The organism is Bremerella cremea (assembly GCF_039541315.1).
Lineage (GTDB): Bacteria > Planctomycetota > Planctomycetia > Pirellulales > Pirellulaceae > Bremerella > Bremerella cremea.
The window spans coordinates 130271-152095 of the sequence record NZ_BAABFZ010000001.1 but is presented as its reverse complement, the minus strand read 5'-3'; the positions used below and the strand labels follow the sequence as shown (position 1 = coordinate 152095).

Here is a 21825-nt window from a genome sequence, read left to right as displayed (position 1 = left end):
TTGCCTTAGGCTCGCTGCGTGGCCAATTCACGGTAATAGGCGATCGACTTCCGCAGGCCTTCGTCGAAGTCGACTTCGATCTCGTAGTTCAGCAATTGGGTAGCCAGTGTGTTATCGGCCATGCTGTCTCGCACGTCGCCTGCGCGAGGCGGATCGTGTTTGGCTTGAATATCGGTTCCCAGATATTCGTTCAACAGACGAAGCAGGGTCAGCAGCGAAGTGCTTTTGCCATTGGCAACATTGATCGTCCGACCGGCGACATTCGGGGCGGCCATTGCATTCAGGTTAGCGTTGACGATGTTCTTCACGTAGGTGAAGTCTCGCGACTGTTGCCCGTCACCGTAAACAACAGGCTGCTTGCCTTGCAGCAGCAAGGTCAGGAAGATCGGGATCACGGCCGAGTAGGGGCTGTCAGGATCTTGGCGTGGCCCGAAGACGTTGAAGTAACGCAGGCCAACGGTTTCGAGGCCGTAGGTATGGAAAAAGGCCTGGCAGTAGTATTCGCCCGCCAGCTTGGCAACCGCGTATGGAGAAAGCGGAGCAGGCAAGTCACTCTCACGCTTCGCCAGGAAAGGCTGATCGCCGTAGGCACTGCTCGACGCGGCATAGACGACACGTTTCACGCCTGCCTTGCGAGCTTCGTTCAAAACGTTCACCGTACCGGTCACGCAGTGCAAGTTGGTATCGAGCGGACGTTCGACACTCAGCGGAACGGAAGCCAGGGCAGCTTCATGGAAGACATATTCGACCCCGTCCAAGGCGTCGGCCAGTTGGTCGGCGTTGGTGATGCACCCCTCAACGAAGGTGGCCTTGGCATGGTCCGGCAGGTTGTCGCGGCTACCGGTGCTGAGATTGTCGTAGATGACCACTTCATCACCTCGAGCCAGCAGGCCATCGACAATGTGCGAACCAATAAAACCGGCACCACCGGTGACAAGATACTTGGCCATGGATTTCAAATCGGGAAAGAAGGGTGCGTCGTGCGAGATCTCAACAAGTGACAAACGGCACGTAAGTATAGCACCTATTTCATCACTTTCGTGGCAATCAGCCCGCTGAGTTCGATTCCGGCATAGCGATACGTATCGACCGCGGCATCGACATCTTCTGCCGACAGATATCCCAGCGTGGCTTGAAGATAAGTTCGCGTGGCGACTTGAGCCATCAACGACGAAGCGGCCACGTCGGGACCTTCGCCAGCGATCAGCACGACGGGATAGCTCTTTAAGATCTCGCGAATCTGATCCCGCAGTGATGACAGGTCCTGCTCGTTCGTCGTCAGCATGAACGACGACTTGCCCGCCGGGATGAAGGCGATTCCGGAGGCACTGTCAACGTAGGTGCCATCCTGACGATATGTCTCGCGGCGAACTGCTTCAAACAGACCTGGGCTGTGGCGAAGACCGAGCTGCTCGGAAAGCGTTTTGGAACGCATCGCACCGTCGATTACCAGCACGTCGCACGATTGTTGGCTAAGCCACGCCGCCAACTGCAAGATCGCTGTCCCCGAAGATTGCCCGGGCACGCAGGTTCCAACAAAGATCACTTGTGGATCGCTTAAGAGCAGGAAGTCGAGCGGACCAAAGATCTTCTCGCTCAGATCAGCAAATTCCTGCTCGAGGTGGGGCTGGTCCAGATCGGCGATTGCCTTGCGAATCGGTTCGACGTGCGGAATCTGCTTCTGTGGAGCCGCTTTGTGGGCAGGGGCTCGAAAGGTAGAGACGTTTTCGGTCGGGGCCGGTGTTGCCGAGATGGATGGTGCCGCCGCCTTCGGTGGAGCTACCGGAGCAGGCGGCGTTGCTTTAACCGCGGCTGCCTTGGCGGCCTCAGCGGCAGCAAGCTGTGCCTGGGCTTGCTTTTGGACGCGATCTTCGACTTCGCGAAGTTTCTGGGCGAACGCTTCTTCCTGAAGTTGTAGTTGCTTGCGAAGTTCCGATTCGATCGACTTCAAATCGGTTTCGATCGTCTTGGCGGAACGATCATGCTCTTCCAGCGTGTCGCGAAGGCGGACGATTTCGGCTTCGTGCCTCTGATCGTGCGATTGTAGCGTTTCCCGAACCTGAAGCACTTCGCGGGCAATCGTATCGCGCTGCTTCAAGACAATCGAAAGCTGCTCAGTCAGCTTTGCGATCAGCTGCTGCTGTTCGGCCGATTTGGGAGATTCCTTGGGCGGCGCCGAGGCAACTTCCACCGGAGCAGACTCAGGCTGGGCTTTTGCTTTGACCTTCGGCTGCTTCTTCGCAGGCTTTTCGACCGGTTCTTCCAGAACGATGGTCTGGTTGGCCGGCGACTTTGGCTCGGCGATTTTGGCCTGGACGGCTTCCGGCTGAGATTCCTTCGACACCGGTGGCGAAGCCTCGGGAGGTGCCGAGGCCGACTTCTGCGGGGAAGTCGGCTCAGGCTCCTGAGATTGCAGGCCCTGCAGTGCTTTCAGGAATCGTGCCATGGTGGAAGCCTATGCGTGTTCGCGACGCAATTGCGAGAACAGTTGGCGATAGGTACGACGGCGTGGAGCGGGCATCTTCGGATGAACAGGTGCTTCCTTGCCGACTGGCGATTCGATCACGATGATGTCGCGATCGTCCAGGTTGCTGAAGCTGGTCGAGTCGGTCGAGTAGTCTCGCGAAACCACCATCGAGTCGGCGTTGACGTATTCTGGTTGGACCACGTCGACTTCGGAAGGATTTTCTTCCGTGCCAATCAAAAACGCGGCGATCTCCGAGTTCCTCGGGCTTAGCACCCGGCGGATACCCTTCACCTCGGCATCGCCGAGCGAGGCGAAGCGATCGATAATCACTTCTTCCTGGGCGAACCGCTCCTCGAATGGGTTGGTTGCGTTTTGGAAGGTGAGTTCCACTTCGGGTTCTTCCATGGCGACCGGTTCGAACACTTGTTCCTCGGTGGCCAGGTCGCGATCCTGGAACCGGACGACCGATGGGAATTCGGCAACCGGTTCGGTTGGTTCTTCCAGCGAACCAAATTCGATCAACGAATCGGTCGAGTGGGCAGCGTCGTGACGAATCTGACGCTTCGGTGCTGGCAAACGCTGCAGATCGGCCCAGGCCTCTTCGACCCCTTCGCCATCCAGCGTTCGCATATCGCCCAGCGATGCCAGCAACAGCGAGTGATCGCAGATCTGGTTGATCAGACGTGGCACGCCCGTGGTCAGGCGAGCGATCGCTTCGATAGCCGAGTCATCGAAGATCGTTCGCTTGGCACCTGCCTGCTTGATCTGCTGACGAACATAAAGAGAGACTTCCGCATTGCTCAAGGGCTGAAGGTAGGCCCGAGCTCCGATGCGTTGGTTGAACGAAACCAGGTACGGGCTGGCCAGTCGTTCTTCCAGGCTCAGATTGCCCATCAACACGACCGAGACCCGCGATCGTTCGTTGTGAGCAAAGTTCGTCAGCAGACGCAATTCTTCCAGCAGACGAATCGGCAGCAGATCGGCTTCGTCGGCCAGAATGACAATCCCCATCAAGCGGCGGCTGTCGACACGTTCGACATGCTCGGCGAACTGGATGCGCAGTTCCCCTTCTTCCATACCGCGATGAGGCAGCCCCAACTCGTAGGCCAGTGCTTGCAGCAATGCACGACGCGAACCGCAATGTCCGCTGTTCAAGTGCACCACTTCAAACTGACCATCCAGTTCGTCTTTCAGGCGGAGGGCGATGGTCGACTTACCCAGACCAGGGGCAGCGACCAGCGTAGCGATACCTTCGTCGCGGCGAACGCATCGCAAGATGGTGTCGATCGCTTCGGCATGCGAATCCGATTCCACGTATCCGGCGAGCGACGGAACGCTTGGAAAAGGGCGATGCGAGAAACCAAAGAATTCTTCGTACATGGTCATCCGTGTCCCGGGGAAGGCTATCAGTTCCGCGTCCATGCGGGTGATCGAACTTTCAATTGAAGCAAAGGGTCATTCATTGCATCGGCATTTCTTACGGCTCTTCTCCAAACGGAGGAGCGTTCATCCGATGCTAAGTCACTCTTCCTGGCAGAACGCGCAACACTTCGCGAACTGCTGCCAGGGGATCATCTTTAAGGAGCTGGCTGTACTCAGGCTGCGTTTGTGTTGCTAGCACCACCAGGGCAACCACACCCAGAATGGTGGATTCCGCCAGGCGAGTCATCCAAAACGAAACACGTCGCAGCGGCCAAGGTTTTGCCGGTGGAGGGCCAATCGCGGCATCGATCGTCACGGTTGCCAGAACCGGAATTGGTGAAACCGCAGCCAGCTTGCCCGAGGTTGTCACGACATTCGGTTGGGCGGCACTCGATGCGAACTGGAACGAGATCAGCCCGGCGAAGATCGCCCAGCCGCCCAGGACGAGCAATGCAGTCGACTTCCAAGATCCCCCGATCGAGGCGACACGAAATTGGTCGCCTGGCACATGCATGACAATTCCATTGAGGAAACCAAGAGCCTTGTCGGCGTCTTTCTTCATACCGTTGATCGAATCGAGACGGGCCGTTGCCTGCTGCCGCTGCTGCTTCAGATCGGCAATGCGATGGAGGTTGTTGTTGGGGGTGGGGTCGAGCTGCGGCTTGGGAAGTAGCTTCGGTTCACTTCCGGCATATTGAGGAACAACCGCCAGAGATTGACGAACCTGTTCCACCTTCCGGCGCTGATTGATCACCACTGGGTGACTGTCGGTCCGGGTCTCGAGCATATTCCGCAGTTCCTCTTCGGCCTGGGAGACCGCCGCCATCGCGGCCGACCATTCCGGATTCACCTGGAGGGCTGGTGGCTTGATGGTTGCTACGGGGGTCGGGGCCGCTGGGACGACTTCCTTCAATCCACGCAGTTCGGCATCGATCGCAACGACACGCGTCTTAGCTTCTTCGAGTTGAGTGGAATAGGCTCCTTCGATGTTCGAGACCTTATCGCGTTTCCAATCGTTGAACTCACGCTGGAAATCTTCGAGCACGTTGGCGATCAGTTGCGAACAACTTTCGCGGTTACTTGCGTAGAAGTGAATGCCGATGGTGATCTCGCCGCCAACACGTTGATGGTTGATTTCCATTCGACGGCGGAGGATTTCAATTGCGGTGGCTTCTTCCTCGACACCCAGTTCTCGGCGGAGCTGCGGATCTTGTGTCAGGTAGTCGCCAAGCTGCTGATCGGTGGTCGTGGATTGAAGGATTTCCTGAACGAGCGGATCCAGGTGGGCATGGGCTTCCGACTCTCGCGAGTCCGAGACAATAGTTGCCTGGCCGTCGCCGATGAAACCGGATTGCCCGGTGCGGCACCATGGCAGCCCAACCACCAGGACGGCAACGACCACGACGATCGCTCGATACCAAATCCAAAGACCTCCATGTCGGGACTTCGGTGGGGTGTATCTTGGTTGAGTCATAGACACCAGATGGGTCACCCAAAGCAAAGGATGCTGTAAACTGAACTAAGAGCTGAACGGGGTGTCCTCCTGACATCGCCGCTATCCACATTGCATCGGTTTCACGCAGCTGAATATTCCGTCTGCATTGGCGGTTAACGAATATACGGACCAAGTCGATCATGCCTGTCCCTGAGATGTTCCGCATTAAGATCTGCGGACTGAACGATTTCGAGAACGCGATCGCGGTCGCGCATAGCGGCGCCGATGCGATCGGGCTCAATTTCTTTCCGAAGAGCAAACGGCGAATCGACCTGACGACCGCCGAGCGGATCGCCAACTTCGTCCGCGGCGAAGTGCAGATCGTCGGATTGTTCGTGAACGCTTCGCTCGAAGAGATCACCGAGACCCACCAGAAGTTAGGCCTCGACTGGATCCAACTGCACGGGGATGAAACGGCCGAGTTGGCGCTCTCTATATATAAGGAAACAAACGTCCCCATCATGGCGGCCAGTCGCGGAAGACTTCATCGCTGGGAGAAGCTTCCCGATGGCTTTCAACCGCACGCCCAATTGATGGACGCCGCCGTCGACGGGGCGTATGGCGGGACCGGGCATCTTTCCGACTGGGAATTGGCGGCAACCTGGCGGTCGGACGAGCAACTTCAGCGTTTCGTGCTAGCGGGAGGATTGACCCCCGAGAACGTGACGGAAGCGATCTCCGTGGTGAGGCCTTCCGCAGTCGATGTGGCGGGGGGCGTCGAAATTGCAGGCCAACCAGGGCTGAAAGATATGGTCAAAGTCGAGCAATTTGTCTCCGCCGCACATCGGGCGTTTGACGCGATCACGTAACGGGCGACTTCGATAGGTGCCGCATGCGAAGGGATTTCGGGCAAAAAGTTGCCTGAATTTGAAGCTGATACCAACGGTTTCCCGTTAAGCTGGCCCCTTCATCCCGGGTTGCTAAAGAGTGCCAGCACTTTATCATAGCAGTTTAGTTACGGCGCAAATTTGTGCGTATTTGAGCCTTGCGAGACCGCCGGGAATCACGGACCGCAGAAGGCTCACTCCCCCGTCCCTTTCAACACAAGGTACAGTTCACAGTGTCGCAAGTCGAAAAGCTTCCGTACAAGGTTAAGGACATCTCCCTCGCGAAGCGCGGCCGTCAGGAAATCAACCTGGCCGAAGTCGAAATGCCCGGCTTGATGGCGCTGCGTGAAAAGTATCGCGACGAAAAGCCACTGGCCGGAGCTCGTATCGCTGGCTGTCTGCACATGACGATCCAGACCGCCGTGCTGATCGAAACGCTGGTCGAGCTGGGTGCTGAAGTCACCTGGAGCAGCTGTAACATCTTCTCGACCCAGGATCACGCTGCTGCCGCCATGGCCGAAGCTGGTATCCCTGTCTACGCCTGGAAGGGCATGACCGAAGAAGAATTCGATTGGTGCATCGAACAGACCATCTTCTTCCCCGATGGCAAGCCGCTGAACCTGATCCTGGACGACGGTGGTGACTTGACCGCTATGGTCCACAACAAGTTCCCTGAACTGCTGGACGGTATCAAGGGTCTGTCGGAAGAAACCACCACGGGCGTTCATCGTCTGTACCAGATGCACCAGAAGGGTGACCTGAAGACCCCAGCCATTAACGTCAACGACTCGGTTACCAAGAGCAAGTTCGACAACCTGTACGGCTGCCGCGAATCGCTGGCCGACGGTATCAAGCGTGCGACCGACGTGATGGTTGCAGGCAAGATCGTCGTCGTCGCTGGTTACGGTGACGTCGGTAAGGGGTGTGCCCAGTCGATGCGTGGCTTCGGTGCTCGCGTGATCATCACCGAAATCGATCCAATCATCGCCCTGCAGGCCGCGATGGAAGGTTACGAAGTCACCACGATGGAAGAATGCTGCGATCGTGCCGACATCTTCGTCACTACGACCGGCAACCGGGACATCATCACTGGCGAACACATGAGCCGGATGAAGAACGACGCCATCGTCTGCAACATCGGCCACTTCGACCTCGAAATCGACATGGCTTGGATCAACGGTCAGAAGGACGTCACCCGCGAGTGCATCAAGCCAAGCTCGCAGGAAGGTGGCCCAGTCGATCGTTACACGTTCGCCGATGGTCACAGCATCCTGATCCTGGCCGAAGGCCGCCTGGTGAACCTGGGCTGTGCAACCGGTCACCCATCGTTCGTCATGTCGGCTTCGTTCACCAACCAGGTGATCGCTCAGCTCGAACTGTGGAAGAACGCGGAAAAGTACCCACTGGGTGTTCACGTTCTGCCGAAGTCGCTGGACGAAGAAGTCGCTCGCTTGCACCTCGACAAACTGGGCGTGAAGATGACCAAGATGTCGCAGGCTCAAGCCGACTACATCGGTGTGCCAGTCAACGGTCCTTTCAAGCCAGATCACTACCGCTACTAAGCGGACCCGAGCCCAAGCGGCTCTTTTGACAAGCTACGAAAAAGGCCTCGTCCCGGTGACGAGGCCTTTTTTTTGTGCATGTCGGATTGCCCAGCATTGGCGGGGCAACCAAATCGACTACTGGAATGCGCCCGGGTGCTTCAAAACGAATAGGATCAAGATCGTCTCCAGGTTTTCACCCGACTGCGCGAAGGCGGCGTCGAACTTCTCAAACGGATCACGCCCAGGAAGATCGTGCCGGGCGATCTCTTCATAGGTGGTTGCCAGGTCTTCGTCCTGGTTGGCCTCGATGGTCCCGGTTTGAATCGAAGCCGCCTCGAAGATTCCGGCGATCTTGGTCGCCCCCATTTCTTTTAGGGCGTTCAAGGCAACCTTTTGTTCGACAACGGGAGTCGTCAAGAAGTATTCCTCGTGGCCGCTGTCGGTTACGTCCGTCATATAGCTCCAGACGGCCCAATATTTCTGATGCGAGTCCGAGAGCTGGTCGAATTCGAACTCGAAGACACGATCCATAACGTGATAGGTAGGATCTTCAATTCCCTTCATCTCCAGCAAGATCTCGCCGATGTGTTCCGGGAATTCGATGACGGGATTGGTGAGCTCCTCAATCAGGAATTGTTCCGTGTTCTTATCTGGGTTGTTGGCATAGGCTTGAACCGCCGCCAGGTAGACCCAGTACATTCTTTCTTCGTCGATCGAGGCTTTGGCCTCTTCGATCAGTGGCAACAAGATCTCGTGGGGGATCTTGATTTCGTGATCGTTGAGTGCGCCCAACGCATCCGCCGTGGTCAGATTGTCTGGCTGAAGATTGTCTTTGGTCACCAGCGTGGCAACGGCACGATCGGCGTCGATTTGCAGCATTAGCTCTTCGGCCGAAACCTCAAAGTCGTAGACGTCCAGGTCCTTTCCTCGGACCGCATCCACAGCGGGGAAGATCTCGCGGAGGAACTTCTTCGACGCCACTTGTTCGGTGATGGAATCCTGAATTCCATTGAGGCCATGCACGACCACAGCCACATCTTGGTCGGCAAGTAGCTTCTGCAATGGTTCGACACAATCGCTCTTGCCGATCGCTCCCAGCCCATAGGCGACTTCCTGACGCAGCATCGGATCGGGCAGATCGACCAGCTTCGTCAGTGGCGCGATCGCCTCTTGCGGACCGAGCGGGGCAAGGAGATACACGATTCGATCCAGCGGAGAATGGCCATACCCAGTGGTGACCTCCTCGAAAGATTGTGACCGGATACGGGGATCGTCCAAGGCCTTCACCAGAAAAGGAACGGCCCGCTCGCCCACCACCGACAGCCGCATCACATTCCAGTTGTCGTCTTCTTCCTGAAAGAGCTGCTCGACCATTGCCTCGATCTCGGCATCCTCCAGGTCGTCCGGGGCCCGGAAGTTGTGTTCTTCCAGATCTTCTCGATCCAGCTTGGCAAGCGACGGATAAGCCAACCAACGCTGAAAGCGAGCCTTGGCCATAAAGTTCCGGTGGACCACGATCCCGACTGTCGTGAGCAAAAAGACCACGATCAGGACAGCGATTATCAGGCCTGTCTTGAAAGACCAATTCATCAGCAAGGCAATCTACAAATCGGTTCCGAGGGCAGGGCAGGGAAAACAGGCGTTCATTTGATTATCTCACATCCACCCATGGGGGTCTATCGACGGGCAACTGGGGCCTTGGCGATGCCCCCTTGGACTTTTCCAATTGCAACAGGTAGGTTGTTTCACGTGAAACATGACGCTTGCGAAAGAAATGAAATCCATGCCTGACATCCGCGCTTTGCACGGTCTTCGATACGATCTGGGCCACATTGGTTCCCTGGCCGAGGTTATCTCGCCGGCTGAAGTCACTTCCGATCCGACCCTGGTCGACTCGTTGTTCGAGCGTCATCCGGCCAACGTCATCCGGATCTTGGCCAACCGGGAAGAGCCTGGCGACGACCAGCTCAACAACCGATTTTCGCGAGCCCGTCGCTTTCTGACCGACTGGCAGCGACAAGGGGTTTTGCAGCGCGAGCCAGATCCGGCGATCTATGTCTATCACCAGGAGTTCGACTGGAACGGCCAGCGGGTTACCCGGCGAGGGTTTCTGGCTGGGCTGACTCTGGAGGAGATCGACCAGCAGCAATACGAAGCCCTGCTGCTCTTGCTGAACCAACCTGCCCAGGAAGCTCTGGAGATGCTCCGGGCAACGCAGACAAACGTTCGTCCTGGCATCGCCTTGTATGCCGACCCAAGTATTTCGGTGCAGCAGGTTCTGGAGAACCAGATTGCGACTGCCACGCCACTTATCGCCAAGGATGAAGCTGGGGTCGTGCATCGACTGTGGCCAGTCACCGATCACCAGGTGATTGGCCAGATCCGAGAGAAGATGGCCCATCGTCAGATGTTCCGCAACGCCATGGACGACTTCCTGCCGGCAACCCTCAACCGGTTCGAGTTGGCCCAGCGGGGCGAACTGACCCCGATGCACCCAGCGAACTTCATGTTAACCGCCTTCTTCGAGCTGACCGAACCAGGCTTCGAGCCGAAGCTCCGTTTTCCCCTGGCACATGCCGCACCACCGCTGACCAGCAGCGAACTGGTCGAGAAGCTTGGTGTTCATTTCGAGTGCCAGGTCTTCGGCAAAGGTCCGGAGGCAGCCGCCGAGCTGTGGGAAGAGATGCAGACCAGCAGTGACCTGGGGCACTTCGGAATCTACTGCGCGGCGGACCACACCTGGGTCTCGGTCATGCTGACCGCCGATGGTCAGGTCCGCATGGAAGAGGCGACTCCAGAGAGAGACGAAGCCTGGCGTGACCTTGACGAGAACCTCTGGGAGTGGCTGGTTCTGACCGAGCTTCTGGAAACGGCCGACGCCAAGCAGACCTATGCCCGGTCGGTCGAGAACCTGGTCGGAGTCCTGCAAGGGGACAATGAGGCCGAGATCTCGCTGGCCGCCATGATCCGCCCAGTGAGCATGACCCAGTATCAATCGTTTCTGGAGCGACAGGTCAGCTTTTTCCACAAGATTGAAACCGACCCGGCTCCGGCATGCGGGCTGGTGATCAATCGTCTTGCCTGACCGCTACCGTTTCACGTGGAACAATTCCCTCGGACCGACATCCCTGGCAGGTCCGAGGAGCAGCTCTGAGTGCCATGCCGTACCATTCTGCCGGTCCGGCTTTCCACCTTTCGCTATCGTTGGTCGAGTCGCTCGCTTTTCGGATACCCATGCCAGGGTGTCAAAATGGGTGTTTCACGTGAAACAGTGAGGATCACAGAAACTGTTTCACGTGAAACATGACTCCTGAAACGCAAAGTGCCGTTTCCTCGTTTTTGGGTTGGTGTCTAAAATCCGCTCCTCGAAAACGGATTTTCGATCACCATCATGCTGAGGGACCATGGCTCGCATCCTGTGCATTGCCAACCAAAAGGGAGGCGTCGGTAAGACGACCACGGCCATCAATCTGGCCGCTGGGTTGGCGATGGCTGACATGCGCACGCTGCTGGTCGATCTCGATCCTCAGTGCAACGCGACGACCGGCATCGGCCATCAGCCGACTGAACGTCATCCGTTGGTCTCGGATCAGCCGCTGGGCGATTCGATTATCCAGACCAAGATCGAGAACCTTTCGCTGGTTCCCGGAAGCCGCAGCTTTGAAGACGTCGAGCGATTGGCCGGGGGCGAGAAGTCGACTTCCGCGGTCCTGACCAATCACCTCGAGTCTGGCATGAACCAGTTCGACTATGTGCTGATCGATTGTCCTCCTTCGGTGGGCGCGATCACGCAGACCGCGTTGGCCGCTTCCACCGAAGTCGTGATGCCGATCCAGGCCGAGTACTTCGCCATGGAAGGTTTGACGCAGATGATCAAGGTCATCCGTGACGTCATGCGGCGGCCGCCTGGCAAGCTTGAGTTCGGCGGCATCGTCCTGACGATGTACGACCCAACCTTAGAGCTGACGCACGAAGTCGAGCAGGAAGTTCGCGACTTCTTCGGCGACATTGTTTTCGATACGGTGGTCCCCCGGGATCACTGGGTTTCCGAAGCACCCAGCTTCGGGCAATCAGTAATCACCCACGCACCTCGCAGTCGCGGGGCTCGCGCTCATATGGAATTGTGCATGGAGGTTTTGGATCGTGACTAGACAAAAGCGATTGGGACGTGGATTGGCCGCCTTGTTGGGAGACCCGACCGACGAAGCCGCATCGGACATCGTGATGCCGGAAGAATCATCCGAAACGCTTCCTTTCCGTCCTCGCCTGGCGGAATCGGACATCACCGAGGAAGCTTCGCAGAAGTCGGATGCGCTGCGGATCGCCCTGAGTGAAATCGATAGGAACCCGTTCCAGCCTCGTCACAACTTCGACGACGCCGAGATCGCGTCGCTGGCCGAGAGCCTCAAAGAGCATGACATCCTGCAGCCGATCGTCGTCCGCCAGGTGGGCGATCGTTATCAGTTGATCAGCGGTGAACGCCGATTGCGTGCCGCGGGCATCGCTGGTTGGGACGCCATCCCGGCATTGATCCGTGAAGCGGACGATCGCCTGGTTGCCGAACTGGCCATTGTCGAGAACCTGCAGCGGCAAGACCTCAACCCGCTGGAAAAGGCAATCAGCTTCCAGCGGTACCTCGAACAGCACAACGCGACCCAAAGCGAGCTGGCCGATCGTATCAAGGTCGATCGCAGCACGATCGCCAACCTGGTACGTCTGTTGGATCTGCCCGATGCCGTGAAGTCGGCCGTTCACAGCGGCGAGATTTCCCAGGGACATGCCCGGGCGTTGTTGCCACTGGGCGATGAACAAATCCAGTGTGAGTTCGCCACGCGGATTGCTCGCGAAGGTTGGAGTGTTCGGGCGACCGAACAGGCCGTTCAAGATTTCCTGAATGGCGAAGAGGGAGCCGCTCCGGCTCCGGCAGCCAAGAAGGGTGCCCGAACCAAGTCGCAGCAGGTGGTTTCGCTGGAAGAAGACCTGCGGATGGCACTCGGCACCAAGGTCGACATCAAACAAGGAACCAAGGGTGGCAAGATTGTGATCCACTTCAAGAATGCCGACGAATTCGATCGCTTGAACGAATACCTATTAGCGGAAATGGAAGAGCAACGCCGCGCCGCGTAGCATACGATTTCGATCGACGATTCCAGAGCCAAGGCGGAAGCAAATTAGCTTCCGCCTTTTTTATGCGCTAGTCGCGAGGATTGCGGATCGACTTTAGCAGATGGTCGACGCTCTGCGAGAGTTTGCTCGAGAAGTGTCGCAGTTCGGTCGCGGCACTAACCAGGGTCTCGGTCGAGTGGCGTGTTTCGCTGGCGGCTTCGGTCGTCTGGTTGATGTTCTCAAATACGCTCGTGGTTTCGTCCGCCGCGTCGACGGCATGTTCGCGGATCTCCGTGGTGGCTGTCGTTTGTTGATCGACCAGGTGCGAGATGGTCTCGCTCACATCATGGATCTCGGCAATCAGGTTTCCACAGGACGTAATGGCTTCGGCCGCTTTCCCGGACGAGTCTTGCACGCTGCCGATCTCTGCCTTGGCTCGCTCCGTTGCGTCGCGAGTCTTCTCGGCTAGTTTGCGAACTTCCGCCGCGACGACGGCGAAGCCGAGACCTGCTTCACCTGCCCGGGCTGCTTCGATCGCGGCGTTTAACGAGAGCAGGTTTGTCTGCTTAGCGATCTGAGCGATCGTATCGACGACGGTTCCAATCCGCGAGGATGACTGCTCCAGGCCAACTACGATCGAGGTCGCTTGTTCCGATTCGTTGACCGCACGTTCGACGACGTTGTTCGCTTCGCCTACGTGCTGTTTGACCTGGCCAATGCTGTTGGCAAGTTGCTCTGAAGAGTCAGCTACTTGCGAGACACTTTCCTTGGTACGGTTGGCGGCCTGCGAGGCATTGGCGGCTTGTTGGGCGGTTTGATTGGCAACCGATGCAAGTTGTTCGCTGGCGTCAAAGATGTCGGTGGCGGCCGATTCGACCGAGTTGGCGATTTCTTTGACGGTCGTCTCGAACTCATCGGCGATGGCTAGTCGGCGGACTTCGGCGTTGGCCAACTCTTCCGAAGAACGTCGCATTTCGGAGATTGAATCGTTGATCAGCAGCGAGGCATGTTTGAAGGTGCCGACCATCCCACGGAGGATGACACGGCGGAAGAATTTGCCTTGGGCGGCATAGCTCAGCGAAGCTTTGGCCTCGCGAACGAAGGCGTCGGTATAGTCGAGCAGTGAGTTGATGCTGACCAACATCCGCTGCATATCGCCGTCGGCATCGATATGGAGGAGCCGGGCTTCCAGGTCACCATGGGCGGCGTGTTCGCAAACGATGGTCGCCTTTTCCATCCAGTGTTCGTACTGGGCAATCTTGGCTTCTAGTTCAGCTACGCGAGCTTCGAGTTGTTCGCGGCTTACTTCGGTCGAGAGCTGTTCGGCAGTTTGTAGCATCGGTGTCTGGCTCCTAAACACACTTGACCAGCGAGAATGCGAACTGGTCGTAGGTCATACCGGAATCTGCCAACAGGGTGCCGAGCGATTGTTCCGCTTCCGCCATGCCCGCTCGCCAGTCCGAGGCTGAGTCTTCGATGTTCTTCAGCTTGGCGTAAATCGGGACGATCGTCTCAATCGCCTCTTGGTCGGGGACTCGGCGACTGGAGTGATACCCAATGATCTCCCCCTTCAAGTTGAAGGTTGGGGTGACGTGGGCCAAGACCCAGTAGTGATCGCCGTTCTTGCAGAGGTTGACCACGTAGGCAAAGATCTCCTGCCCGTTCGAGATGGTATCCCATAACAGCTTGAACACGCATCGCGGCATATCGGGATGGCGAATGATATTGTGCGGAGCGCCGAGCATCTCTTCTTCCGTATAGCCAGAGACCTTCAGGAAGGTGTGGTTGGCGTAGGTAATGATGCCCTTCGGATCGGTCTTGCTGACGATGATCTCGTCGAGTCCGAAGGTACGTTCCCGCCCGGTCGGTGTGATGGTTGTTCTGGTCATAGCCCTTGCCCCACAAGCTCAGCAGTTTTCACTCTGCGATACCATGCCGCAACTGGCAATTGCCTCATGGATTGATGAGAGCAAGGTGCCTTCGCTGCGGAAAATATGGGAAGGAACTAAGGGTCGTGCTAGCAATCGGCGACGTGTGGGTTGCCGCAGAAGGGGTAGCCTAGAGGGCGATACCAGCATAACCACGCGAAGCGGAAATTAATTAGGAGAGCTCAACCTCGATTCGAGGACGCCCGCTAAGAGTCGGTCGGGAAAGCGCCAATCGCTTTGATTTTGTCTTCGTCGATCTTCCAGACTTCCGTTGAAATTGGATACGACGCGTTGGTGAACTCGCGAACGGCCACCGGGCCGACACGACCTGCCAGTTCGTCGAACTGGGCCGCCCAGAGGTAAAGGAAATCACGATCCGGCGCGACGGCCATCAATGGCCAGCCGATCGTGGGCTCGACGATTTCTCGCAACGTCGGCGCTAGAAGTAACGCTGCTTTGAAAGGGAAGTCGGTCACGAAGTAGCCCAGCTTTGCTTCTTCGACCGACTGTGCTTCGAAGGTGGCGGCGGCCAGAGCTCGATCGAGATTCGCGAAAGCAATCGCCCCGGCCTCGTCCGGTGAAAGTTCAATCTTCGCCAGCATCTCAGGCGTAACCCAGCGAATCGTGCGACCCCCGGGGGAGATGTGTACTAGGACTCGGTCGACACACTTGCTCAAGGAAACACGGATATCGGCAGGGGGATCGTAGTCGTTCGGTTCGAGCGACCAGTAGAGGTTTTCGGCAACGATCGCGTCGTCGGGATGCTGGGCCGTTTCGATGATCGCATCGACGAACCGGCTGACCCGTTGTAGGTCTCCATTCGCTTCGACATCGCGGGCCACGTTGTCCAAGTTGACCATCATCTCGAAGTCCTCGATTTGAACACGGTACCGATCCGACTCGGCATCGAACTCGAAAGCGAGGCCGCGCGCAGTCAACTCTTTTTCAAATTCAGCTCGGACTTCCAGCATGGCAGCTTCCTTCTAAATCGATCCACCTGATTCGGAGGGAAGTGTAGTTGGCCAGAGTATGGCAATCAAGCAACCGGCGATCGCCGCACCAGCAAGATTGCCAGAACCAAGCCAACCAATGCGCCAAGATAACCGGCGTTGTGGATCATGCCGACGCGAACGAATGCCGTACCATCTTCAACGCGAAGGCTATGTAGCATTGGTTGCCAAGTCGAAAGATCGGTGCCTGGTCCAAGGCTCAATCCATACCCATAGACCGCGGCTCCGAACAAGAAGGTCACTAGAAACATGCAGCCTATCGCGCGAAAGACATTTCGCCAGGCCGTCTCGTGCGAGCAGCCTGGGAAGTAGTATCGCGCGAGAAACCACCCGGCAAACATGCCAACCCACCATGTCGCCAGAAATCCGATCGCGGCAACAAAAACGCGATCGCCGACTCCGAAGTTGGCGTAGGCAAACTGATCGAACTTAAATCGGGTGAAGTACTCCGGCGAAATGGAGTAGGTGATCTGATCGTGGAGAATGCCATATGACCCAGCGATTACCGCTCCGATCGCTGCCGCTTGAAGCATTGGCAGCAAATCGGCTCGATCAAATTTCGGGATCAGATATCGCAGCACTTTCGACTCCATCGGCACGGAAGAGTCTATGGCCGTCGCGTGCCAATTTCATCGGAGATCGCTTAGGCGTGCGCTCCGCGCGGAAGGTCAGCGGACGAACCTGTTTTGGAAAGCTTTGCCAGTCGGCGAGCCACATGGATCACGATGGCCACGTGCACGCCAATCGCGACGGCCAAGGCTGACAGATGAAACGTCCAGCTAGCACTGGCACCTGCCTGCAAGATACACCAGCCGCCCAGCGGAAGAAACAATAGTGCCGCAGTGATGACGCCGGGATTGTATTCGCGACGCTTGATCGTCATGCCGATGTGAGGTAAGGCATTCACCACGGCCAGGTAACCAGCCGCGAGTCCCCAGGCCGGTCCAATAAACCAGGCGAGGTACAGCGCCACCAGATCGACCGCCCAGACTCCCAACGAGTTAATCCAGAAGGTCGCTGCGGGAGTCAATGCTTCGCGGCCGCCACCAATCGTGCGATTGATATAGAGCCGGAATCGGTCGCCGGTGTGCTCTTCGAATTGATGAATCATGTAGAGCGGCAACTGCAGGAAAATCAGTGTCAGTGCCAGCCCGGCCGAAATGGCAATCATGGGCGTGAGTGCCAGCAGAAACAGCGAAGTGAATAGTGCCGCAGCCGGCCAATGCCAATCACGAACTAGCCAGGTCCACATGGGACGAACTCTTCAGTTGGAGGCGTCGAGTAAAGTTTCCGCATGAATACATTCCAGTCAGACGACCAGTCCGCTGGCAATTGCGCAAGCTTAGGTCGTGATTCATGGCGCCGACTTCGTCTCGCGACGAAGATGAACGCTTGGGCCACACAATTGACACGACCGTTACATGCGGAAGTTCGCTTTATTCTTCCGCCGAGTCTTCCAGGCCTTCAAGCTGAGAGTGAATGGATGCTTTCTCTTTAGCAAGCTCCGCCTTGTAAAAAGTGAGTTGCTCGGGCTGATTCAACTTTTGGGCGGCAGCAACGGCGGCCTCGAAGATCACCTGGCTGTTCGTTTCCAGTTGGCTCTGCCGATGACAGGCCCAGCGAAATGCTTCCATCGCGGTGGGCTCCGGAGCGACCGCAGCAATCTTGAAAGCGGTCTCGACCAGCGAGCGTCCAAGCCCGACCTCGTGCCAGCCCTCGATCTGATCGAGCATCCAGTCGCAGGAAACAATCGTCCCCCAGGCCTCTTGGACGTCACCAAGTTGGTAGAGAACATCGGCAACGGAGTGGCTCTTAGAAACGCGATCCCAGTCGGTGTCGGCAGCAGCCAGCATTTGCCGGTAGGTGCTGAGCGTCCCAGGCAGGTCGCCTAGTTGCTTTTGGGTATAGACCAACCAGTAGAAGTCGATCTCTTCGGTTTCGTTCCGGAAACGCTCGAGAAGGACTTTGGCCTCGGCTAGTTGCTGTAAGTCGATTGCCAATTCGATCCAGGCCCTGATCGAAACCGCCTCTGGATGGCGTGGAAAGTAGTCGGCAAGGTCGGCCTGCCATTCTTCCATTTCCACGGCGTTCCAGCGAAAAGTGCCTTCCTCGTCGAAGAGGACTTCTTTCAGCCATTCCCCAGCGTGATGCTCGCGCGAAGCCAGTTGGGCGGTGGCGGCCTCAGGGCCGTGGATTGCAAGGAATTGCGAATCATACCCGCACGCTGTGTCGAAGTTCGCTGACTTGGCGTCCGCATAAAGCCAGAAGTCATCCAGACGATGCCACCGCATCAAAAGGTAGCTCGCCAGGCGAACCTTATCGCCACAGCCTTGGTACGGATCGTTCTCCAGCAGTTGGAGTTCTTGCTGCAGCAAGTAACGCACGAGCGATTCGTCTTCATCGGTCGCCGCAAATTGAAGTGCCGTCAGGATCAAATACCGGGCAGATTCGTTGGCGTCGTAGAACTCGCCGGTTTCGGTTTCCGATTCCAGGAACTGAAAACGGCGCCACTCTTTTCGCTCGGAACGGATCCGCGGCAGGTCGTTGATGGTGGCTTGGATAATGGCGAGCATGGCAACCCAAGGCAGAGAAGAGAAGGAGGGCCAGAAGTGCGACAACGCACACGGTAACATGACCCATCGATGGGGCCAACGTTCGCCCAGGGAAACCTCTGCAAGGCAAAAGGCCAACAAAAAATCCCGCCGACAGTCGTTGTTCGACCATCGGCGGGATTTGATGCTGATTAAAAGTCGGGGTGATAGGATTCGAACCTACGACCCTCTGCTCCCAAAGCAGATGCGCTAGCCAGACTGCGCTACACCCCGTGGACTTGAAATAATAGCGTCCCTTCCCAGACCTGACAATGTGGGCCAATGCCATATCTGGTGTCGAGTTGCTAATTTCTTAGAGGAATCTTGCTGGAAATGGTTCGCGGTGCTGGCATCCCCTGGGGTAGAAAGTGCAGATAAGGGCGAAATGGCCGTTTATCGTCAATTTCAGCCCCTTAAAAATTTTTTCAGCCGCTTGTCGAAGCATGTCTCGTTCAATCGACCAGATAGCAGGGGAACCTCGGTACCGAGCCCCCGTTAGATTGGCGTTCTGTTATTTCCGGGGCCGTAGTCCGATGCCTATCACGATTCAGATACCTTCGATGTTGCGATCGGAATGCCAGGGGGCTTCCCAGGTGCAGGTCGAAGCGGCCACCGTTCAGCAGGCCCTCGATCAGCTTCAGCAAGTACGCCCCAATCTCTTTCGTAGCGTCTGCGACGAGACCGGGGCGGTCCGCAAGCATATCCATTTGTTTTTGAATGACGACCTGCTTCACCGGACTGACGGGCTCGCCACGCCGCTGACGCCAGACGATGTTCTTTTCATCATGACCGCCGTTTCAGGAGGCTAACCCATGGCCGATCGCGTTGTTTTGTGCATAGGAACGAAGAAGGGGCTGTTTGTCGCCGAGGCCAGCAAGTCGCGGGGGCGTTTTGAACTTCGCGGCCCGTTCGGCTCGGGGGTGGCGGTCTATTCGGCGTTGATCGATACCCGCAAGTCGCCTCGGCTGTTTGCTTCGAGCTGCAATGCCTGGTTCGGGATGAAGCTGCTGACCTCCACCGATCTGGGAAAGAAGTTCAAAGAGACCAAGTCGGCCCCAGCCTTCCCTGGGAAAGATGGTCGCTCGCTCGCCAACATCTGGGCGCTTGAAGCGGGACCTGGCAGCAAAGACTTGTATGCCGGTGTTGAGCCAGCGGCGTTGTTTCACAGCGAAGACGGCGGCAACTCGTGGGAGATGATCTCGGGCATCAGCAACCATAAACATTCCAAAGATTGGCATCCTGGGGCAGGCGGGCTTTGTCTGCATACGATTGTCCGGGATGGCGACCGGATGCATTTAGGGATTTCGACAGGCGGTCATTACCTGAGCGAAGATGGTGGCAAGACATTCGATGCGGCGAATGATGGCGTCGGCGCTGGCTTCTTCCCGAATCCCTATCCAGAGTTCGGGCAGTGCGTCCATAAAATTGCCCGGCATCCTGCCGCACCAGGTCGGCTTTATATGCAAAACCATGGCGGCTGGCCCGATAGGCCCGGCATCGGTGTGCTGCGGAGCGACGATTACGGGCATACCTGGGAATCGATCGCGGATGGTTTGCCTTCAGACTTTGGTTTCCCGATCGTGGTGCATCCTCACGATCCTGAAACGATCTACGTGGTACCGCTCGAACCCTCGACGCGGACCTGCCCTGAAGGGAAGCCTGCCGTCTGGCGAAGCACCAATGGCGGGCGCAAATGGAAGAAGCTCACCAAGGGGCTGCCGAAGAAAGATGGTTTCTTCACGGTCTTACGAGACGCCATGACAATCGATTCGTGCGATTCACCAGCGGTCTATTTCGGAACGACGACCGGTCAGTTGTGGATGGGCAACGATGGTGGTGATGGCTGGACCTGCCTCTTTGAATCGCTGCCGCCGATCAACTGCGTCAAAGCGGCCGTGATCTAAGGAGAAAAATCTTTTCCCTGATTGTCGAATGAGGAAATGCGAGAACGACTACTTGGTAAACAGGCGATTCGTTCCAACCTCGGGAGACAAATCCATGCAAGGCATTACGCCATTTCTCTGGTTCAACAATCAAGCGGAAGAAGCGGCTCGGTTCTACGTGTCGGTCTTCGACGATGCCAAGATCCTTTCCGAAACCCGCTACAGCGAGGTCGGTCCAGGCCCAGAGGGTTCGATCATGACGATCGAGTTCGAAATTCAAGGCCAACGCTTTGTCGCCTTGAACGGCGGACCGGTCTTCACCTTCACCGAGGCGATCTCGTTAGTCGTCAACTGCGAATCGGCGGAAGAGATCGACTACTACTGGGACAAGCTTACCGAAGGTGGCGAGCCTTCCCGCTGCGGATGGTTGAAAGACAAGTTCGGAGTTTCGTGGCAGGTTGTCCCGACAAAGCTCAAAACTTTGCTTGGCGATCCTGACCCTGCCAAGTCGCAAATGGTGATGGCCGCGATGATGCAAATGGAAAAGCTCGATCTGCATGCCCTGCAAACTGCCTATAACGACGCCTAATGCCCACGCGTTTTGATGGGGCAATTTCCTGACGTTAAAACTACTCCCTTGGAAGGACAACAATATGTCTACCCCTGTTCCTGCTGGTCGCCCTGGTTTCATTCCTCATCTGGTGTGTGATCCTTGTCCGGAAGCGATCGAGTTCTATAAGAAGGCCTTCGGTGCGACCGAGATGTTTCGTCTGCACGCGGCCGATGGCGAAAAGATCATGCACTGTGAACTGGTCATTGGTGACGCTCACTTCTTCATCGCGGACGATTTTCCAGAGTATTGCGATGGCAAGCTGCAGTCGCCGAAGGCACTTGGTGGTTCGCCGGTAACGATCCATCGTTACGTCGAAGATGTCGACGCCGCTATGAAGGTGGCGGAAGATGCCGGCGCGACGGTTCGCATGCCTGCTACCGATATGTTCTGGGGAGATCGGTATGGCGTCGTGGTCGATCCGTTCGGCCATAATTGGTCGTTGGCCACGCCGCAGCGGCAAGTATCGCCGGAGGAAATCAAAGCGGCGGTCCAGCAGATGGCCGAGGGAAAATAGCTTTCGGCGTGCCAGTGCCGCAAGATTTCTGCAGATCGAACGAATGACCCTGGGTAAACCAACCAGGGTCATTTTCATTTACGGAGGCAAATCGGTGGAGGGGATCGAGTGGACCTGGAATCGCATCGCTGGCTGCATTTTCTCGGCGGCTGTGGTGCTGGATTGCCTGGTGACGACCGGCGAACTGAATCGCACGGCGGCGATTGCTTTCGGTTTTCTTGTTTTGCTGGGGATGCTCTTTTGGCCGGAAGAAGCAGACCGAATGCATCGCCAATCATCCGATGGCTTTTCGCATTCCGGCGGCGAGCCGACGCCAGGGATCATCTTGCAGATCGTGGTTTGGTTGGTGATGCTCACGCTGGGGATCATTCCTATTCTTCTGCGTTGGCCCTCCTGAAGAAGTTGCTTTCTTCGCGCATCTGCGG

Annotated in this window: 21 protein-coding genes and 1 tRNA gene; 10 read left to right on the top strand and 12 right to left on the bottom strand. The window is 57.0% G+C overall.

Going from position 1 to position 21825, the window contains the following annotated elements; genetic code table 11:
* Positions 1-5: 5 nt before the first annotated feature.
* The 4 genes from ABD890_RS00695 to ABD890_RS00680 form a co-directional block, all read right to left on the bottom strand.
* Complete coding sequence (locus tag ABD890_RS00695; RefSeq protein WP_345084433.1) at positions 6-950, bottom strand: SDR family oxidoreductase; 945 nt, start codon at positions 948-950, stop codon at positions 6-8.
* Between the two features lie 74 nt (positions 951-1024).
* Complete coding sequence (locus tag ABD890_RS00690) at positions 1025-2446, bottom strand: hypothetical protein (protein WP_345084430.1); 1422 nt, start codon at positions 2444-2446, stop codon at positions 1025-1027.
* A gap of 9 nt (positions 2447-2455) precedes the next feature.
* Positions 2456-3889, bottom strand: coding sequence for an ExeA family protein (locus ABD890_RS00685; protein ID WP_345084427.1), 1434 nt, complete (start codon positions 3887-3889; stop codon positions 2456-2458).
* Positions 3890-3983: 94 nt separating this feature from the next.
* Entirely contained in the window at positions 3984-5291 is a 1308-nt protein-coding gene (locus ABD890_RS00680) for a GumC domain-containing protein (RefSeq protein WP_345084424.1), read from the bottom strand.
* A 233-nt stretch (positions 5292-5524) separates the two neighbouring features.
* Here ABD890_RS00680 and ABD890_RS00675 point away from each other — a divergent pair, with 233 nt between their 5' ends.
* Positions 5525-6193, top strand: a complete 669-nt coding sequence (locus tag ABD890_RS00675) for a phosphoribosylanthranilate isomerase (RefSeq protein ID WP_345084421.1) — start codon at positions 5525-5527, stop codon at positions 6191-6193.
* A 251-nt stretch (positions 6194-6444) separates the two neighbouring features.
* A complete protein-coding gene (ahcY, locus tag ABD890_RS00670) occupies positions 6445-7773 on the top strand; it encodes an adenosylhomocysteinase (protein WP_345084418.1) in 1329 nt (442 codons plus the stop codon).
* Between the two features lie 117 nt (positions 7774-7890).
* On the opposite strand, the gene ABD890_RS00665 is transcribed toward ahcY, so the two are convergent.
* Entirely contained in the window at positions 7891-9345 is a 1455-nt protein-coding gene (locus ABD890_RS00665) for a DMP19 family protein (RefSeq protein WP_345084415.1), read from the bottom strand.
* A 193-nt stretch (positions 9346-9538) separates the two neighbouring features.
* Between ABD890_RS00665 and ABD890_RS00660 the strand changes: the two genes are divergently transcribed.
* The 3 genes from ABD890_RS00660 (at position 9539) to ABD890_RS00650 (ending at position 12882) form a co-directional block, all read left to right on the top strand.
* A complete protein-coding gene (locus ABD890_RS00660; RefSeq protein ID WP_345084413.1) occupies positions 9539-10840 on the top strand; it encodes a DUF1015 family protein in 1302 nt (433 codons plus the stop codon).
* 319 nt (positions 10841-11159) lie between these two features.
* Positions 11160-11906, top strand: coding sequence for a ParA family protein (locus ABD890_RS00655; protein ID WP_345084410.1), 747 nt, complete (start codon positions 11160-11162; stop codon positions 11904-11906).
* Positions 11899-12882 carry a ParB/RepB/Spo0J family partition protein gene (locus ABD890_RS00650; protein WP_345084407.1) on the top strand — a complete coding sequence of 328 codons (984 nt, stop codon included), beginning with the start codon at positions 11899-11901 and terminating at the stop codon, positions 12880-12882. Before ABD890_RS00655 ends, ABD890_RS00650 begins: the two co-directional genes overlap by 8 nt.
* Positions 12883-12949: 67 nt before the next feature.
* Here the strand turns inward: ABD890_RS00650 and ABD890_RS00645 are convergent, their stop codons facing one another.
* The 7 genes from ABD890_RS00645 to ABD890_RS00615 form a co-directional block, all read right to left on the bottom strand.
* Positions 12950-14200 carry a methyl-accepting chemotaxis protein gene (locus ABD890_RS00645; protein ID WP_345084404.1) on the bottom strand — a complete coding sequence of 417 codons (1251 nt, stop codon included), beginning with the start codon at positions 14198-14200 and terminating at the stop codon, positions 12950-12952.
* Between the two features lie 13 nt (positions 14201-14213).
* On the bottom strand, positions 14214-14750 hold the full coding sequence (locus ABD890_RS00640; RefSeq protein WP_345084400.1) for a PAS domain-containing protein: 537 nt from the start codon (positions 14748-14750) through the stop codon (positions 14214-14216).
* A gap of 245 nt (positions 14751-14995) precedes the next feature.
* Positions 14996-15760, bottom strand: a complete 765-nt coding sequence (locus ABD890_RS00635; protein ID WP_345084397.1) for a DUF1444 domain-containing protein — start codon at positions 15758-15760, stop codon at positions 14996-14998.
* A 65-nt stretch (positions 15761-15825) separates the two neighbouring features.
* Positions 15826-16380 carry a hypothetical protein gene (locus ABD890_RS00630; protein ID WP_345084394.1) on the bottom strand — a complete coding sequence of 185 codons (555 nt, stop codon included), beginning with the start codon at positions 16378-16380 and terminating at the stop codon, positions 15826-15828.
* Positions 16381-16442: 62 nt separating this feature from the next.
* The gene (locus tag ABD890_RS00625) at positions 16443-17051 is read right to left on the bottom strand and encodes an HXXEE domain-containing protein (protein ID WP_345084391.1); all 609 of its coding nucleotides are present in this window, start codon (positions 17049-17051) and stop codon (positions 16443-16445) included.
* A gap of 184 nt (positions 17052-17235) precedes the next feature.
* Positions 17236-18372, bottom strand: coding sequence for a hypothetical protein (locus ABD890_RS00620; RefSeq protein ID WP_345084388.1), 1137 nt, complete (start codon positions 18370-18372; stop codon positions 17236-17238).
* A gap of 177 nt (positions 18373-18549) precedes the next feature.
* A tRNA-Pro gene (locus ABD890_RS00615) sits at positions 18550-18624 on the bottom strand.
* 326 nt (positions 18625-18950) lie between these two features.
* On the opposite strand from ABD890_RS00615, the gene ABD890_RS00610 reads away from it, so the two are divergent.
* The 5 genes from ABD890_RS00610 to ABD890_RS00590 all read left to right on the top strand — a co-directional run bounded on the left by ABD890_RS00610 (position 18951) and on the right by ABD890_RS00590 (position 21797).
* Positions 18951-19199: a MoaD/ThiS family protein gene (locus ABD890_RS00610; protein WP_345084385.1), complete on the top strand. Its 249-nt coding sequence runs from the start codon at positions 18951-18953 to the stop codon at positions 19197-19199.
* 3 nt (positions 19200-19202) lie between these two features.
* On the top strand, positions 19203-20294 hold the full coding sequence (locus ABD890_RS00605; RefSeq protein ID WP_345084382.1) for a WD40/YVTN/BNR-like repeat-containing protein: 1092 nt from the start codon (positions 19203-19205) through the stop codon (positions 20292-20294).
* A gap of 94 nt (positions 20295-20388) precedes the next feature.
* Positions 20389-20862 (top strand): VOC family protein, encoded by a 474-nt coding sequence (locus ABD890_RS00600; RefSeq protein WP_345084379.1) that lies wholly within the window; start codon positions 20389-20391, stop codon positions 20860-20862.
* 64 nt (positions 20863-20926) lie between these two features.
* The gene (locus ABD890_RS00595; protein ID WP_345084376.1) at positions 20927-21400 is read left to right on the top strand and encodes a VOC family protein; all 474 of its coding nucleotides are present in this window, start codon (positions 20927-20929) and stop codon (positions 21398-21400) included.
* A gap of 43 nt (positions 21401-21443) precedes the next feature.
* Entirely contained in the window at positions 21444-21797 is a 354-nt protein-coding gene (locus ABD890_RS00590; RefSeq protein WP_345084373.1) for a hypothetical protein, read from the top strand.
* The last annotated feature ends 28 nt before the right edge of the window (positions 21798-21825 follow it).